Source organism: Bacillus sp. B2-WWTP-C-10-Post-4 (genome assembly GCF_009183805.1).
GTDB classification, from domain to species: Bacteria; Bacillota; Bacilli; order Bacillales; family Bacillaceae_G; genus Bacillus_A; species Bacillus_A cereus.
This window is the reverse complement of record NZ_WEII01000077.1, coordinates 1-19,090: the sequence shown is the minus strand read 5'-3', so window position 1 is coordinate 19,090 and position 19,090 is coordinate 1. Positions and strand designations below refer to the sequence as shown.

Below are 19,090 nucleotides of genomic sequence, written 5' to 3'. Positions count from 1 at the left end.
ATGAAAAACAGCTAATGTCATTTTAAGGATATTAGCTGTTTTTTTCATAGCAATGTATATTGAAAATAAACTGACTAAGCAATAATGAGGCGCTTTCTCTTTAAGAAGTAGTGACAAATCAATAAGGTTTAAAGTGTATAAAAACAGAAAATTAATAATATATTGACCTCTTGATAGAAAGTCTATAAAATGAAAGCGATAACAAACGATTGCTTTAAAATGATTTCCCTGATCTTTTAGTATTTACAAATATATGAAGGCATAAACAAATCTATTTTTTTAAGTATTAATGCAAACGCTTTCGTATTAAAAGGTCATTGAAATACATACGTGAAAATAGCCAATATGGAGGTGAAGTTAAAGAGATTTCTAGATAAATTTAAGCAGTTTTATTCAGTGAAAGCATAATAAATCGTTAGTAATATTTGAAGAAAGGGTGTATGTGGTGCAAATTACAAAAAGATTAATTAATAAAACAGTTTTATTAATTACTTTAATCATTATGTTATCATCTGTTTTCTCTTTTCAGAGTGTGAAGGCAGTTTCAAATTCGAAAACAACTGAAATTATCATTCATTACAAAGAAAAGCTTGGAAATACAAAAGACTGGAATCTTTGGTTATGGGGAGAATATGCAAATGGTACATCTTATGAATTTACTGGTGAAGATGAATTTGGAAAATACGCTAAGATAAAAATAGACGGTGACTATAATCGTGTAGGATTTATAGTTCGAACAAATGAATGGGAAAAAGATGGTGGGGATCGTTGGATTGAAAATATAAAGGACGGTCGTGCTGAAGTATGGATTCTTTCGGGTGATGAAAAAGTATATAACTCTAAGCCTTCATCGGATCTCTCAATTCAAAAAGCAACTATTGATAGTTTCAATGAAATTACTGTAACGACTAATGTCCCGTTTCATATTAAGGAAAAGAAAATTGAAATTGAAGGCATTAAAATTAAAAATATTACTCCTTATGATACAAACAGTGGAGATATTACTAATAAGGTTAAAATAATTACGGAACAGAAAATTGATTTAAAACAAACATACAAAGTTAAAATTGAAAACTTAGCTGATACGAATACTGAAATTGGTAAAGTCATTCGTAGCGAAGAATTTGATAATTTATTTTATTATGGTGGCAACGATTTAGGAAATACATATACTCCGCAACATACAAAGTTCCGTTTATGGGCTCCTACTGCAAGCGAAGCGAAGTTAGTTACATATAAAAACTGGAACGATAAAATAGGTGCTGAAATAAACATGCAACAAGGTGAAAAGGGAACTTGGACAGCAGAACTAAAGGGGAACCAAAAAGGGCTCTTTTATACGTATAAGGTCAAAATTGGTGATAAGTGGACTGAAGCGGTTGATCCATATGTGCGTGCTGCTTCTGTAAATGGGGATAAAGGTGCAGTCGTTAATTTAGAAGAAACAAATCCGAAAAAATGGAAAGCAAACAAAAAGCCAAAATTTAAAAATCCGGAAGATGCTATTATTTATGAGTTACATGTACGCGATCTTTCCATCCAACCTGAAAGTGGTATTAAACAGAAAGGGAAGTATTTAGGTGTAACAGAAAAAGGAACAAAAGGGCCAGAAGGTGTAAAAACAGGACTTGATCATATAAAGGATCTAGGTGTTACTCACGTTCAGTTTTTACCGATATTTGATTATGCTTCTGTAAATGAAGAGACTTTAAATGAACCGCAATATAACTGGGGATATGATCCTAAAAATTTCAACGTTCCAGAAGGCTCCTATTCTACAAATCCTTATGAGCCGACTGTGCGAATAACTGAATTGAAGCAAATGGTTCAAACACTACATGATAATAATCTTCGAGTAGTGATGGATGTAGTATATAATCATATGTATAACGCTGCTGAATCTAATTTCCATAAGTTAGTTCCAGGTTATTATTATCGTTACAATGAAGATGGAACATTTGCAAATGGAACTGGAGTAGGAAATGATACTGCTTCAGAAAGAAAAATGATGAGGAAATTTATGATAGATTCCGTCACATATTGGGCAAAAGAATACAATTTAGATGGATTCCGTTTTGATTTAATGGGTATTCATGATTATGAAACGATGAATAAAATACGTAAAGCTGTTAATCAAATTGACCCTTCTATTATACTACACGGAGAAGGATGGGATTTAAATACACCTCTTGCAGCTGAGCTGAAAGCAAATCAAAAAAATGCAGAGAAAATGAAAGGGATTGCTCATTTTAACGATAATATACGTGATGGGTTGAAAGGTAGTGTATTTGAGGAAAAGGAAAATGGTTTTATAAATGGAAAGGAAAACATGGAAGATCGTATTAAAAAAGGTATTACGGCAGGTATTGACTACGATACAAATTCGTCTACCTATCAAGATCCGGAACAGGTATTAACTTATGTGGAAGCACATGACAATCATACATTATGGGATAAACTTGAGTTAACTAATTCAGGTGACAGTGAAGAAGTGCGAAAACAAATGCACAAATTGTCTTCTTCAATTTTATTAACATCACAAGGAGTTCCATTTTTACATGCAGGGCAAGAGTTTATGCGGACGAAATACGGTGATCATAATAGTTACAAATCTCCAGATTCAATTAACCAGATGGATTGGCTGCGCCGTGCAACGTTTAATAATGAAGTAGATTATATGAAGGGTTTAATAGAATTACGCAAAAAGTACTCAGCTTTTCGAATGACATCTGCAGAGCAAATAAAAACACACGTATCATTTATTGATGCTCCGAAAAATACTGTAGCTTATACAATAGAGGGGAATAAAAATGAATACTTTACAGTGGCTCACAATGCAAATAGAGAAGCTGTTGAAATAACACTTCCATCGAAAGGGCCTTGGAAAGTACTAGTAGACAGCAAGCAGGCGGGAAGTAAACCACTTTATGTTGTCCATGACAATAAAATTAAAGTTCCTGCATTAAGTTCATTTGTCTTAAAAACAGAGAAACCGATTAAATAAAAGCGAAGAATGTGGAAATAAATACTGCATTGAGCAAATTTAACAAGGATTGCAAATAAAAAAAGCGAAGTGAAGATTATTCTCACTTCGTTTTTAAAGTTAATGTAATATAATTTCACATACTGTAATTATATTACAATTTAATAAAAGAAATAAGCAATAGATTGCTTCTTTTGTGACAGTAGGAGGAGAAGATATCTTTGAGTTTATTTATAAAATTACCTGAAATACATTCGTAATTCATATAATGTTTATTATATATTCGAACATATAACGAACTAGATGTTCGAGTTGTATTAATTCCTACAAATCGTTTAAAAATAACAAAGGCGTAAAAAGTATATGGAATTAAAATAGAGAAAAGACACCATTCAAGGTGTCTTTTCTCTATTTTGAATATGAAATGTAAGTAACTCGATTGTATGTAATAGTATGTGATATTTTCACACTAACTGATTAAGAAAAATTTAAAACTCTTTTCTTAATCTATTTGTAATAAATTACATCATAAAATTTTATCGATATAATAAATAAAACTTTCTCAACATTATTTGATTTAATAACTATATTCAACCGCTCTCCAATCCATTACAATAATTTCACATTGGAAATACATGAATATTCTCAATGTTATAAATGGTTTATACCTTATAGGATTACTATGGGAAAGGATGTGAAATATCCAAAAAGAAATCATTTTTTATGATGAAATAAAAAATTTTAATGAAGAAAAAGTTATTTCATTATTTTCAAGTTTCGTTAAAGTGCATGTATTTATAATCACTATGAGACAAGGAGAAAAATCCGAAAAAATTTTTGTAAATTAGAAAATTGCATTTCAAAAATAAGTTAAACGTTTATGGAGGGTTATATGAGCGAGAAAATTTATTACTGGTCTCCGATTAAGCATTGGGAGAAGTTGCATAATGAAGTTTTGATAGGGGAAATGAGATTTACAGGTATTCTGTCTGAGTGGTTTCCAGATTTTTATTTTATGGCTCAAAAAGGTGTGAAAATTAGTGAACTAGTAGAGCGCTTTTCGTTAGGAAATGTAGAAGAGACACAAAAAAACATAGAGCTCATGATAAAAAATCGTGTGTTAGTAAGTAACATATTACACCCAAGAGAAGTATTTTCTTCACAAGAAAAGATTTTTTCAAATCCATATAGCAACCAGATTCGCTTTTCTAAAGAAAAGTTAGATAAATATATGAGTGAACAATTAAATCGCACGCACGTTGCTGCACGGTCGACCGAAATTCAACTTGAAACAACAAATGAGCTACCTACTATAATCAAGGAACGTAGATCTTGTCGTCAATTTGATATGGAAAAACATATTAATTTTTCGGAATTTTCCCGATTCTTATCAACTCTAAAACAGGTTAGGGAAGAAAAAATATACTATCATTACGCAAGTGCAGGCGGGCTCTATCCCATTGATATCTTTGTTTATGTAAAACCAAAACGTATAGAGGGTATGAAAGCTGGATTTTATTATTATAACCCATCAAAAAATAGTCTTGTGATTGTAAACAACATTGATCAAGTAATCAAAAGTGATCATGAGTTAATTAATCAGGATTTATTTACTCAATCTGCCTTCTCAGTTTATTTGGTTTATAATGCGAACGCTTCCATCCCGAAATACGGTTCAGATGGATATTTATTTGCTTGTATTGAGTCAGGCATTATCACTGCTACCTTAAATATGGTTGCTGAGACATTAAATTTAGGGATTTGTTCAGTTGGTCATATGAAATTTGAAGATATTCAGCAATTTTTATGTTTGGATAATCATCAAGTGTTTCTCCATGGGCTTGAAGTTGGCTTAAAAATTAACGAGTAGAAGAAATGAATATTAGGGGGATAAAGATAAAAATGCACATTAAAGATCGAAGTTCGATTCATGAAAATAAAGAAGTAGAAGCGTTTTGGAAGGAGCAATTATCTTCCGAGATTCTCGATTTTTCTGTATTTAAATTTAATAGCGATTACCAGCTAAATAAAGAAACACCTTGTGAGTACGTTCAAGTCATAGTGAATGTAGAATTTAGTAAAAGTATACAAAAAATAAGTAAGTCTCAAGATTTATTATTATTTAGCTGGTTTCAAGCCGCTTTAAGGGTTTGTTTGGCACATTATACAGATCAAGAAAGAATTACTATTGGTATTCCTATAATTAAAAAGAATCTTGAACAAAGTGAGAATCTTGAACAAAGTGAGAATCTTAATAAGTTGATTCCTTTAGGAAGTGAAATCCAGCCGCATCACACCTTTAAACAATTAGTAAATGAGATTGAACAAACGACTTTATTCGGGTATGAAAATCAGGAGTATCCGCTCTCTGAATTATTAGTTAAACACAATTTAACTCCTTTTCAAATTGTAATCGGGATGGAAGGATTACATAATGAAAATTCGCTAGAAGAATACGCAGAGAATAATTTAGCCCTATGGATACGAAGAAAATGGAATGAAATACATAATGAATTTGAATTTCAAATTTCTTGCAAGTCCCGTTCATTCTCTTCTTTGCAACAGTTTGCCAATTCGTATTGTTATGTTTTAAAGCAAGTTTCACAAAATCCGAATTTGGCATTGAAAGATATTTGTATTATTGCAGAAGAAGAAAAAGAGTTGTTAGAAGGATTGAATACTTTTCAAACGGGTATAGACTTGTTTCAATCATTTCAAGATTTGTTTGAAGCGCAAGTATTAAAAACTCCAGATCAAATTGCTGTTGTTTGTAATGAACAATCTTTGACATATAGAGAATTGAATAAGAAAGCGAATCAATTGGCTTCTATTCTTCAAAGTAAAGGTGTTTCAAAAGAAAGTATTATTGGCGTTATGGTAGATCGGTCATTAGAAATGATTATTGGTATGATGGGGATTTTAAAAGCAGGAGCAGCGTATTTACCAATCGACCCTAACTACCCAACTGAACGAATTGAATATATGTTACAAGATAGTCAAGCAAAATATTTACTTAGTAAGCGAACAGAGGAAGTATTGCCGCAATTTGCGGGTGAAGTACTGTATCTTGATAAAGAATATCTTTTCCAAGGTGAAGAAAGTAATTTAGTACGAGAACATAATCCTAATGATTTGGCTTATGTTATTTACACATCAGGATCGACAGGAAATCCAAAAGGGGTAATGATCGAACAAAAATCGCTAGTTCATTTTTTAAATGTAATGAGAGAAAAAGTAAAGGCTAATCAATCATTCTTGTTTCTTGCTAGTGTATCTTTTGATATTTCCTTGTTAGAAATATGTCTTCCTTTAACGCAAGGTTCAAAAGTAGTAATTGCTACAGAGGACCAGTTTGCAACAAAAGAATTGGCTCATTTGGTCAAAAAACATAAGGTGGATTTATGGGAATCAACGCCATCGCGAATGGAAGTGATTTTGAGTGATCCAGAAGGGGCGATTTTTCTAAAAGATTTAAAATCTATTTTATTAGCAGGAGAATCATTTTCCATTGATTTGGTTGAAAAAATTCGTTGTATCAGTGAAGCAACAATTTTAAATATTTATGGTCCCACAGAAACAACCATTTGCGCAACAGTAAAAGACTTGAGCACTTACAAAGAAGTTACGATTGGCAAACCTAACCCGAATTATCATTCCTATATATTGAATAAGTATGGCCAATTAAAACCATTTGGAATTCCCGGTGAACTCTGCATTGCTGGCGTAGCGGTAGCACGAGGGTATCTTGGTAAAAATAAACTGACAGATGAAAAGTTTGTACCGAGTCCTTTTGTGGCAGGGGAAATGATGTATCATACAGGTGATCTCGTTCGTTGGTTGCCTAATGGAGAACTTGAATATTTAGGTCGAATGGATCATCAAGTGAAAATTCGGGGGTATCGGATTGAATTAAGAGAAATCGAAACTCAATTAAGGGAATATCCAGAAATAAACCAGGCTATCGTTGTTGATCAAGTGTATGGAAATAGGAAATTATTAGCTGCCTACTATGTATCGGATAACAAGGTGTCTTTTGGTGAAATCAGAAAATATTTAAGTGATAAATTACCTGAGTTTATGATTCCTGAAAAAATGATTCAGGTAGAAGAGATTCCATTGAATCCAAATGGAAAAGTGGATAGAAAAAGATTGTTGGATATAACACAAACGGATTATGTATCAATTCCATACGTTGCTCCGCGCAATGAAATTGAACAAAAATTAGTGCGTGCATGGGAAAAAGTTATGGAGATCGAGGGAATCGGTATTCATGATAATTTTTTTGCATTAAAAGGAGAATCTATTAAAGCACTTCAGGTAATTAATTTATTAAGAAAAGACGGCTTAAAAATAAGTACAACAGATTTTTTTAAGCACCCCACAATTGCTCAACTGAGTTCTTGTGTAAAGCTAGAGCGTAAAGAGAAAAACCTTGAAAGTAGACCAACTCATGTTAAAGATTTGTATAAGCCATTTTCCTTAACAGAAGTTCAGACAGCGTATATGATAGGACGGAATTCACAGTTTGAATTAAGTGGTATTTCCCCTCAAACATATTTTGAATATGAAACAGCATTGGATATCAATCGTCTTTCAAAAAGTTTTCAAAAGGTAATTCATCGTCATCCAATGTTGCGAGCTGTAATTTTACCAGAGGGAAAACAGCAAATATTACAAAGCGTTCCTGATTACGAGATTGAAATAGTGAGTCTCATAGATTTAGATGATAGGAATCAACATGCTCGCTTACAAGAAGAGCGTTCTCGAATGACTAACCATGTATTCCCTTTGGGGCAATGGCCTTTGTTTGAATTGAAAGCTTTTCTTTTAAAAGAAGACACGTATTTATTATGTTTTCGATACGATGCTTTATTAATGGACGGAGCAAGCATGAACATTGTTGGACAGGATTTGTTGCATTATTATTATAAACCAAATCAAAAATTAGAATCTTTATCTTTTGATTTTCAAGATTATATGTTTATCTATGATGAAATGGAACAAAGCGAAGAATATAAAACAGCAAAAGATTATTGGACAAGTAAGCTTCCTGACTTTCCTTTTGCACCTTCTTTGCTGTTAAAAAAGGATCCAGCAGAGATTGCTACTCCTAACTTCCAATCACTTACAAAAATCCTGGATAATAAAAAATGGACAAAGCTACGAAAGTTAGCACAAGAGAAAGAGGTAACGCCTTCCGCTCTACTTTGTACAATATATGGTGATGTGTTGGCATATTGGAGTAATCAACGTCGATTAGCAATTAACTTGACTGTATTTAACCGTTATCCTGTTCATGATGAAGTAGAACAGATTGTTGGAGATTTCACATCACTTATTTTATTGGATGTTGATGTAAAACCAGAGCAAACTTTCTTTACTAGAGTAAAAGAAACGCAAGCTACTTTATTAGATGGCCTTGAACATCGTCATTACGATGGAGTTAACTTTATTCGAGATTTTACTCGATATCATCAAATGACGCCAAAAGCAGTTATGCCAATCGTTTTCACCTCGATGTTAGCAGGTGCAGGTGCTTTCTCTTGGGAACAACTTGGTTCTCTTCGCTATATTCATGCTCGGACTCCACAAGTGTATTTGGATAATGTAGTAATTGAAAAAAATGGAGAGTTATTAATTAGCTGGAACTACGTTGAAGAGTTGTTTGATGTTGATGTAATAGAAGCAATGTTTTCCCAATTTGTTGACTTATTGGAACAATTGGTGAAACAAAGCGATATAACATCTTTGCAGATGAAAGAATCGGATCAAACTTTAATTAAGCAATACAATGAAACAACAGAAAAAATACCTTCAACTACTCTGTATCAATTATTTACAGACCAAGTAAAACGTACACCCGATGAAGTAGCAGTAGTATTTGAACAAGAATGGTTAACATACTCGGAACTTCATAAACGTTCTAATCAAATTGCCCACTTCTTAAAAGAGCAAGGTATTGGTCTAGGTGACAAAGTGGGTCTTTTAGCAAAAAGGCGAGTTGACACAATTGTTAATATGTTAGGTATTTTAAAATCAGGTGCCGCTTATGTTCCGATTGATCCCGATCATCCTTTAGATCGCCAAACATATATTTTAAAAAATAGCTCATGCAAGCTTTTATTAGAACCTAGTCTTTATGAAGAAAATCATTTGTCATTTTATACAACAGAAGATATGCCCGCTATTGCTGGTCCAGAAGATATTGCCTATATTATATACACTTCAGGAAGTACAGGAAAACCAAAAGGAGTAATTATTACTCACCAAGCGGTTACAAATACTATTCAAGACATAAATCAAAAATATGAGGTGAATGAAGATGATCGTATTATTGGTATCTCTTCCATGTGTTTTGACCTATCTGTATACGATATTTTCGGAGCTTTAAGCACAGGTGCAATGTTAATAATGATTCGTGATCCAAGAGACATGCAAGAATTAATCCGCACTGTCGAACGTAGAGGGATTACAATTTGGAATACAGTGCCTGCAATCATGGATTTGGCATTGGATCAAGTAGGTTCTCATTTTGAATATCCTTCTTTACGTTTAGTTTTACATAGTGGAGATTGGATTCCGCTTTCTTTACCAGAAAAAATAAAAAGACATTTTCCAATTGCAGAAGTAGTTTCACTAGGAGGGGCAACAGAAGCATCGATTTGGTCAATTTATTATCCGGTCAAACAGGTGGAATCACATTGGAATAGTATTCCATATGGGATGCCCTTGGCAAACCAAACGTATTATGTGTTGAACTATGAAAAGAAAATGTGCCCTGTTGGTGTAATTGGAGATTTATATATCGGGGGAGTGGGCCTTGCTAAAGGATATTTAAATGATGAAAAGAAAACAAATGAAGCGTTTGTGTCACATCCTGATTTTGGTCTTATATATAAAACAGGAGATTGTGGAAAAATGCATTCTGAGGGATATATTGAATTTTTAGGCCGCCAAGATTACCAAGTGAAAATTCAGGGATATCGAGTAGAGTTAGAAGAAATCTCTCATTGTCTTCTAACTTATAAACAAGTCGAACATGCTGTCGTAATTGATCAAACAGATGAGAACGGAATAAAATTTTTAGTTGCATATGTGGTAACTGAGCAAAATATTAGTACAACAGAACTACGAAAGCATTTGCGAGATCACTTGCCAGATTATATGATTCCTTCTTATTTTGTTTATTTAGACCAATTACCCCTGACTCCAAACGGGAAATTAGATAGAAAAGCGCTCCCTACTCCGGAGAAACAAACAAATGAAGTATTTATTGCCCCAAAAACTGAAATGGAAAAAATATTAACTAGTATTTGGCAAGAAGTACTCAAAATAGATCAAGTTGGAGTAAATGATCATTTCTTCGCCTTAGGTGGAGATTCGATAAAAGCGATTCAAGTGTCCGTTAGACTGTATCGACAAGGATTCGAGCTTGAACCAAAAAATCTATTTTCATTTCCTATATTAAGGGACATGGTTCAATTTGTTAAAAAGCTAGACCAGTTTTCAAGTTCACAAACAAATGATGTAAATATAATGAACGATAATAAAGCTATATTACTAAATGTTAAAGATAAACAACTTAATCAACATACACTTACCAAAATACAAGAAAAAATGCCGGATATAAAAATAGAACGTATTTATCCGTTAGCACCTTTCCAGGAAGTTATTTATGAGCATGCTACGAATGAACCTGATACAAATGCATATTTTGAACAAACAATTTGGGCACTTGAGGGGGAGCTGGATATTAAACTCTTTATTCAGTGTTTTCAACAATTAGTTGATCGTCATGATTCTTTAAGAACAATAATTGTGCAAGATGAACAAGCAAAACCTTGGCAAGCTGTTCTATATGATGTTCAAATAAATTCAGAAATAAAAAACTTAATTGAGATGACGAAACAAGAACAGCAAGAATTCCTAGATCAGTGGATGAATGAAAATTTAAGTCAAGGATTTAAAAATGGTGAACTTATGACCCGTCTCTGTATATTCCAACTAGGTAATAACGAGCATAAGGTAATTTGGAGTTCCCATCATCTATTATGTGATGGTTGGAGCGTTAGCATTTTGATAGACGAATTATTCCAGCTCTATGAAACAACAAATGCGGGAACTACGGCGGAGTTACCTATGGTAAAACCTTTTGAAACATTCATAGACTGGACTTTGGCACAAGATCATGAGAAAGCACGTCATTTTTGGCAGGATTATTTATCAGGATACAATCAGAAAATTAGTATTCCTAAAAAGAAAGTCCCATCTAAAAGTGAAGGGTTAAACTTCACTTTTATGGATTTAACATTAGAAAAGGATTTGACTAATCAGTTACAGACATTTGTAACTAAAAACAATATAACTATGAATACAGCACTACTAGCTGTATGGGGAATATTACTTGGCAAATTTAACGGAACGAGAGAAGTAGTATTGCCTAATCTAGTATCAGTCAGACCTCCCGAAGTAGAAGGAATTGAAAATATGTTCGGGCTGTTCACAAATGTTTTGCCTATCCGATTAGCATGGACAGAAACACAATCTTTTGTGGATTTCCTGCAAAAGGTACAACTAGAGACATTGAAATGTAATGAGTATGCATACTATTCATTTGTTGATATACAAAAGCAAAGTGAATTAAAAACTGAGTTGACTGACCATCTTTGGGTTTTTGAAAACTATCCAACTAATCCAGCAATCTTTTCTTCAAATGAAAACAGACATTTTGCTATCACGGATTACGAAGTTGTTGATGAGCCACATGTAAAGTATGGAATTATGTGCTTCCCTGAAGAAAAACTTACAATAAAGTTTGGATTTGATCAAACGGTATATGAAGCAGAGAAAATACAGGAAATATTAAATCACATCCATGGATTAATCAACATGATTCTTCAAAATCCAATACAAGCAATTGGTGATTACAAATTATAAAAAATGAAAAGGCGAGCAAGAACTCGCCTTTTTAAATAGAATAGGAGTAAATCAAATGACAAAAAACTTGCAGTTATCAGCCGAAGAGATGCGTCAGTTAGGATATCAAGCGGTTGACTTGATTGTTGATCATATGAATCATTTAAAAAGTAAACCAGTTTCAGAAACGATTGATAGTAATATTTTTACAGACAAGCTAATTGAAACGATTCCGGAAAACGGATCTAATCCAAAAGAATTACTTCATTTTCTTAATAACAATGTGTTTAATCAAATTACTCATGTGGATCATCCTCATTTTATGGCTTTTGTGCCAGGTCCTAATAATTATGTTAGTGTATTAGCAGATTTTTTAGCAAGTGGGTTTAATGTATTTCCTACAGCTTGGATAGTAGGTGCAGGTGCCGAACAAATTGAATTAACGACAATTAACTGGTTAAAATCAATGCTAGGATTCCCTGATTCAGCTGAAGGACTATTTGTCAGTGGTGGTTCCATGGCTAATTTGACTGCACTTACTGTAGCGAGACAGGTCAAGCTGAATAATGACATAGAAAATACGATTGTTTATTTTTCTAACCAAACTCATTTTTCTGTAGATCGAGCACTTAAAGTATTAGGTTTTAAACAGCATCAAATTTGCCGAATTGAGACAGATGAAGATTTAAAAATTTCAGTTAGTACTTTAAGAAAACAAATAAAAGAAGATCGATTAAAAGGGAAAAAACCATTCTGTGTTATTGCTAATGCAGGGACAACGAATTGCGGAGCGGTGGACTCCCTCGATGAATTGGCTGATGTATGTGGCGATGAAGATATATGGCTACACGTGGATGGAGCTTATGGGGCTGCAGCAATTCTCAGTGAAAAAGGAAGGGAGTTATTAAGTGGAATTCATCGTGCCGATTCTTTAACGTTAGACCCGCATAAATGGCTTTTTCAGCCTTATGATGTTGGTTGTGTACTTATTCGAAATAGCCAATATTTAAGTGAAACATTCCGTATGATCCCAGAGTATATTAAGGATACAGAAACTAATATAGAAGAAAAAGTGAATTTTGGGGAGCGTGGAATTGAACTTTCTCGTAGATTTAGAGCATTAAAGGTATGGCTTTCTTTTAAAGCATTCGGAGTTACAGCTTTTCGTGAGGCAATTGATCATGGCATTATGCTAGCTGAACAAGTTGAAGAGTTTTTAAGGAAAGAAAAAGATTGGGAAGTAGTAACACCTGCCCAATTAGGAATTGTTACTTTTCGTTATATTCCATGTGAGCTAACATCTACAGATACAATTCATGAAATAAACAAAAAATTGGTGGAAGAAATTAATCAAAGAGGATTTGCTATGCTAAGTACGACTAAATTAAAAGAAAAAGTAGTAATTCGACTTTGCTCTATCAACCCAAGAACCACAAAAGAAGAAATACTTCAAATCATGATGAACATAAAAGCATTAGCAGAGGAAATAAACACATCGCCTAAACATCTTATATCTGTTTCTCAACCTTAATATATTAGGCGGATTTTACATATTAATAGCCGATTCTTATTTAGAATCGGCTATTATATTTAAATGATAAATACATATATACTATTTATAAGTGTTTCTCTTGTAATGGGATTAAGCCTCAACCTTGGATACTCGTTTGAAACCAGTCTTTATTGCTTGTACTATTTCGTTCACAGCATAAATAGATACATCGGCATTTGGATTTAACCCTTCAAACCAGTGATAGGCATTTGGATATAAATGAAACTCCACATCAACACCAGCTTGTGCTAGTTTGCTTACATAGGTTAATGTTTCGCTGCGGAATGGATCTAATTGACCAACAAATGTGTAAGTATACGGTAAGTCACTATAATCCTCAGCTCGAGAAGGTGCTGCATAGGCAGGGATTTGATCCGTTCCATACATTTCTCCTAAATACATTTTCCAGCCAGCTTCATTTGCCTTTTGGTTCCAAACAAATCCCTCTTTAATTTCATTCGCTGAAGGTGTATCATTTCTGTCATCAATCATTGGATATAGTGGCATTTGTAAACAAATTGAAGGATATTTTCGATCTCGGGCTAATAATGATAATGCTGCTGTTAGTCCACCGCCAGCGCTTACTCCTGCAACCCCAATTCGATTCGAATCAATGTTTAATGACTTTGCATTATCAGCAATCCATTTTAAAGCTGAATAACAATCCTCAATTGGTGCTGGGTAAGGGTGTTCAGGTGCTAAGCGGTAGTCTACAGACACAATCACACAGCTAGCTTCTTTTGCAAACCTCATACAAGTATCATCGTTATCATCTATAGACCCTAAGATATAACCTCCACCATGTATCCATAATAAGACAGGTAAAGATTCATGATTTGATTTTGGATGATAAATTCGTAATGGTAACGGATTATCATCAGGCCCAACAATGACTTTATCTGTTAAAGAAAGAGAGTCATCAACAACGGTAGGTGGTCTCATTTGAGCTATTCCTTCTCTGATTGATTGCAAATTTTCTGGGCGTAAATCGAGATCCGGAAACATCTCTAACCCTTGTAATAATTCTGGATTTACTCTAGTTTTCATTTTAGCACCTCTATTTGTAATTGTTTTCAAATAAATGAAGTGTATTCTAAGTAGTTTAATTGTGAAAGAACACCACAATTAAATTGTAAATTGGATATGTTATAACGGTCAACAGAATATTCGGAAATTAAAACCTTTCTCAAGAAGGAGTTTCATGCAATTAATAATACAAGTAGCGGATTTAAGAGCAAAGTGTTTTAATGTCGTTGTAATTATGTACATTAGAAAAATTTATTTTCTAGACTCATGAAGAATTATGAAAAGCAAAATTTTATAGATAGTTACCTTAAAAATAAACAAAAAGAGAAGAACTAACCAATGTTCTTCTCTCTTTTTCATATGTAATTAGGGTATCCATAAATGTAAATAAGGATGGTATAGATTAATGGATGAATAATTTATTTTTAAATAAATAACGTAATAAATAAATATTTTTGTATGTAATATTGCATATACAGGGACCACTGGTGAAAGTGCTGAGCAATGTTTTTCCATATGGTAAATTAGTTCTTTAGTTATTTATTTTATTTCATTTTCAATCGTGTAAGGCTTGGGGCTAAGATTTACAAAGGTGACTAGTAAAAAATATAACAATATAAGTATAAGATTTTGTACTTAGTAATCTCTCGATTTAAGGCATGGCATTGGATAAGTGCGGGGCGTTCAATCGATTTTGAATAAAATTGATAGTATCAGTTGCAATTTTTTTACGTTTAAGAACGATCCCGGCATGCCCGCATGTATAAATATATCGTGTAGGTTTTTCCCAAGCTTCCCACAAGTAGTCTGTATCCTCAGAATGCACATATAGATCGTGCTTACCTGAAATTAATAAAATATTTTCTTTTTGTACTTTTGGTAATGCTTGACTCGGTTCAGTGATTTTCCAATAATCTATTAAATCATCATACGTAACACCATGATGTTCCAAGTCTTCTCTAATAAATTTACCTGGAGTTGTATTCCAAATAGAATAAGAAAGTCGATTTGCATAGAAAATGGATGCTAACACATCAATTTCTTCTTCAACAAGAGAGGTTAAGTTAGTAATAAATCCGCCTAAACTAATTCCTATTAGAATCAGGGGCCCCTTTTTATTTGCTTTAATCCATTTAATCAAAGCTCGTAAATCAGCTACCGCTTGTCTAGTTGCTTGTAATGTTCGTTCAATATTTGCACTTACCATATACTCTCCACTGAATAAGGATTGATCGGGTTTTCTTTCAAAATGATAGGGTAGAGTGAAATAATACATATTCCACTTCAGGCTGGTCATATGATCGTGGAATATTTTTTTCACACGTTCGTTAGAATCCATTCTCCAACCGTGAACAAAGATAACATGAGGTGCATTTTCATTTTTATGTAAGAATAATTCCCCAGTTACAGAGTCGTTGCGTGAATCACCGGATTGAACCGAACTTTTATAGTTGAATTGCCCAACCATGTATTCATTTTCCTGCTTTGAATGCTTAATGTCAAAATGAAAATGTGATGGTTTTACTTTATAAAAAGATTCTATGTTCTTTATATTTAATGAAGTGTTAGAAAGGGAAGTAAACTGAAATGCTACACTTCTTTTTTTGTGTAAATCATATAAGGCGTACCGATCAATGAGTTTTGAAAAAATCAAATTAACCTCCTCCAAAATACATATTGTTTAAAACATAGACAAAATTTATGTTTTAAATTAATTAGGAAATATTCTCTTTTCCTAATAGTAGGTGCTTGAATTATAAAAATAGGTGATAAATTTGTATATTATATTATAAATCGTGCAATAAAATAAAACTATAAATAATTTATATTAAAATTTAAGAAGAATGTTAACTTGTTTCTTTTCTTATTAAAAGATGTAATTTCTATGAGGAACTTAAATTCCCATCTAGATATTCACAAATAGCTTCTCTATATTTATTGTATAGAAATTATACAATAAATATTTTTTTTATATTATATACATTAAATTAAGCTTAACCTCTCTTTTCTATAAGTCTCTTAAATTGACTAACTCCTTACCAATATTCAAAAACGACTGCATTTTTGAATTTGTGTTCTAGTTTTTCTTGAACAGGTAAATGAATAACTACACATAAACTCCTTATATCTCTAGTTAAACTACCGATTAGCTCCATATAAACTCTAGATAACCTATATAGAATACAAGTTATCAAGGAGGTAAGAAAAATGAATTTTATGAAACGAGCAATTCTCAGTATGAAAAAAAGGATAGGAACATCATTAATTTTGATGGCAGTTTTTCTGATTGTTACAAATTTGGTTCTTTCAGGTTTCACAATCCAAAATGCATCAAAAAAAGCAGCGGATGCTGCAAGAAAAAAACTTGGTGCAGATGTTACTTTAGGTCTTGATTTCGACAAAATAGGTCAAAAAGCTAAGGAAACTGGAGAAATGCCAAATCCGCCGCAGCTCGATGCAAAAGAAACAGATCAATTAGCGAAGTCCAAGTATGTAAAAGATTATAATTACATAGCTAACACTTTCGGTATTTCTGATGGGCTTAAACTAGTAGGAGCTTCAGAAGGAGAAGAAGAAGGAAAAGGTAAAGTGGGAATGACGGCTGCGCGAGGCGGTTCAAGCTCTGGTACAGAAATAGATATGAATGCTTCTTTTATGATTGAAGGAGTTCGCAAGACTGCATTACAAGAAAGCTTTAAAAACGGAAAAAGTAAAATCATTGATGGAAAACCAATAACAGAGCAAATGAAGGATCAGAATGTAGCTTTAATGGAAAAACGATTAGCGGAATTAAACAATTTGAAATTAGGAGACAAAGTTAAAGTGCAATCAGGGGATAAGAAGGAAACCCTTGAAGTTGAAATTATCGGTATTTACGAAACAAATGAGCAAGCAATGGGTCAACAGGCTCCTCCTATTATGGATCCAGCTAATAAACTGTATATGCCGCATTCAACTATGAAAAAATTAGAAGTAGACCAAGGTATAAGTAGTGTTCAAGTCGTGTATTTCTTGAATGATCCACAATATATTGATGCATTTAAAAAAGAAGCAAAAAAATCTAATATTGATTTTAATTATTATAAATTAGATGCGCATGATTCATTGTACAAGCAAATGATTGGTCGTATAGAAAATATCTCTTCGACTTCTCAAATGATTATTTATATTGTATGGATTGTAGGTGCGATTACTTTAGTATTAATTATTATGCTATGAATTAAAGGACGTCGTAAGGAAATGGGGATTCTATTGTCCATTGGAGAGAAAAAGTGGAAACTGATGGCACAGTTCGTAGTAGAAGTAGTATGTGTCGCTATTTTAGCATTTGGATTATCTATAACAACAGGAGCTAAAGTTTCTCAATATATCGGGGATAATTTACTTTCGAATGAAATTGCTACTGCAAGCGAAGAAACAGATACCTCGCAACATGGTACTGTAATGATGGCTGGACCTGGTGGTACTCTACAAAATCAAAAAGAAGATCCAATTGATAAAATTGATGTAAGTGTAACAGGAGACGATGTAGGGAAAATGGGTGGAATTGGACTAGCTATTGCTATAATAGCAACGCTTCTTCCGGCATTATCTATTCTACGTTTAAACCCAAAACAAATTCTTTTAAAAGATGAATGAGGAGGCTTAATATGGAGACGATTTTACAGTTTAAAAATTTGGATTATTATTATGAAAGTAATGGAAAAAATGTAGCGATACTAGAAAATGTTAACTTTTCTTTTCAAAAAGGACATTTCTACACGATTTTAGGACCATCTGGATCTGGTAAAACCACAACTCTAAGCTTAGGTTGTGGACTAGATGTCCCTAAAAATGGTTATGTACTGTATAATGGCAAAGATATTAGAAAAATTGGTTTGGATCGATACCGTAATCAAAATGTATCTGTAATTTTCCAATCTTATAACTTAATAACCTATATGACAGCTCTTCAAAATGTCTTAACAGCAATGGAAATTACAGGTGTTAAAGTGCAAAATAAAACAGCAAGAGCATTAGAATTGTTAGAAAGGGTAGGACTCACAGAAGTTGAAGCGAAACGAAACGTCCTGCAACTAAGCGGTGGACAACAACAGCGTGTAGCAATTGCTCGAGCACTATCTTGTAATGTTGATTTACTGATTGCAGATGAGCCGACAGGAAACCTCGACGAGGAAACTGCAATGGATATAATAGAACTATTTCAAGAACTTGCACATAAAGAGAATAAATGCATTATTGTTGTGACGCACTCACAGGAGGTTGCTAAAAAATCAGATCGTGCAGTGTATTTAAGTAAGAAGAAGTTGGTCGTAAATGAAATCTAATATAAACATCGTAGCTTTTCAATTCACATAATTTTCAAAATCTAGACCTTTCAAAAGCTTATATTTGATTTATAATAAAATCAAGCCATAATCAAAATGGTCTCCCTGTATTGAATGTTAAAATAGTTTGTTGTTCCCGATTTAATAATATAATAAAAAGAACTTGTAGGATATTCTACAGGCTCTTTTTATTATAATTGGTTACCTATATCATGGGATAATCACACATAAAAAACGGGACATTACCTAGATGTATGACCTAAATATCGTCCCGTTTACCTACTC

General features: G+C 33.0%; 7 protein-coding genes and 1 pseudogene. 6 read left to right on the top strand and 2 right to left on the bottom strand.

Annotated elements, in window-relative coordinates:
- Positions 1-445: 445 nt before the first annotated feature.
- The 4 genes from pulA (at position 446) to GBN78_RS22435 (ending at position 13,430) form a co-directional block, all read left to right on the top strand.
- Complete coding sequence (gene pulA, locus GBN78_RS22450; protein WP_152127722.1) at positions 446-3,004, top strand: type I pullulanase; 2,559 nt, start codon at positions 446-448, stop codon at positions 3,002-3,004.
- Between the two features lie 871 nt (positions 3,005-3,875).
- Entirely contained in the window at positions 3,876-4,853 is a 978-nt protein-coding gene (locus GBN78_RS22445; RefSeq protein ID WP_114556343.1) for a SagB/ThcOx family dehydrogenase, read from the top strand.
- 32 nt (positions 4,854-4,885) lie between these two features.
- A complete protein-coding gene (locus GBN78_RS22440; RefSeq protein WP_152127721.1) occupies positions 4,886-11,920 on the top strand; it encodes a non-ribosomal peptide synthetase in 7,035 nt (2,344 codons plus the stop codon).
- A gap of 55 nt (positions 11,921-11,975) precedes the next feature.
- Positions 11,976-13,430: a pyridoxal phosphate-dependent decarboxylase family protein gene (locus GBN78_RS22435; RefSeq protein ID WP_086392486.1), complete on the top strand. Its 1,455-nt coding sequence runs from the start codon at positions 11,976-11,978 to the stop codon at positions 13,428-13,430.
- A gap of 111 nt (positions 13,431-13,541) precedes the next feature.
- On the opposite strand, the gene GBN78_RS22430 is transcribed toward GBN78_RS22435, so the two are convergent.
- Both GBN78_RS22430 and GBN78_RS22425 read right to left on the bottom strand, forming a co-directional pair.
- Positions 13,542-14,498 (bottom strand): alpha/beta hydrolase, encoded by a 957-nt coding sequence (locus GBN78_RS22430; protein WP_152127720.1) that lies wholly within the window; start codon positions 14,496-14,498, stop codon positions 13,542-13,544.
- Between the two features lie 631 nt (positions 14,499-15,129).
- Positions 15,130-16,131 (bottom strand): alpha/beta hydrolase, encoded by a 1,002-nt coding sequence (locus tag GBN78_RS22425; RefSeq protein ID WP_069604870.1) that lies wholly within the window; start codon positions 16,129-16,131, stop codon positions 15,130-15,132.
- Between the two features lie 554 nt (positions 16,132-16,685).
- On the opposite strand from GBN78_RS22425, the pseudogene GBN78_RS22420 reads away from it, so the two are divergent.
- Both GBN78_RS22420 and GBN78_RS22415 read left to right on the top strand, forming a co-directional pair.
- Positions 16,686-18,116: pseudogene (locus GBN78_RS22420) on the top strand (ABC transporter permease).
- A gap of 11 nt (positions 18,117-18,127) precedes the next feature.
- Entirely contained in the window at positions 18,128-18,805 is a 678-nt protein-coding gene (locus GBN78_RS22415) for an ABC transporter ATP-binding protein (protein ID WP_000447863.1), read from the top strand.
- Positions 18,806-19,090 lie beyond the last annotated feature (285 nt).

Excerpts from the sequence above, each read along its gene's own strand:
- GBN78_RS22445 (WP_114556343.1), top strand. The coding sequence starts at position 3,876 with ATGAGCGAGAAAATTTATTACTGGTCTCCGATTAAGCATTGGGAGAAG.
- GBN78_RS22440 (WP_152127721.1), top strand. The coding sequence starts at position 4,886 with ATGCACATTAAAGATCGAAGTTCGATTCATGAAAATAAAGAAGTAGAA.
- GBN78_RS22435 (WP_086392486.1), top strand. The coding sequence starts at position 11,976 with ATGACAAAAAACTTGCAGTTATCAGCCGAAGAGATGCGTCAGTTAGGA.
- GBN78_RS22430 (WP_152127720.1), bottom strand. The coding sequence starts at position 14,498 with ATGAAAACTAGAGTAAATCCAGAATTATTACAAGGGTTAGAGATGTTT.
- GBN78_RS22415 (WP_000447863.1), top strand. The coding sequence starts at position 18,128 with ATGGAGACGATTTTACAGTTTAAAAATTTGGATTATTATTATGAAAGT.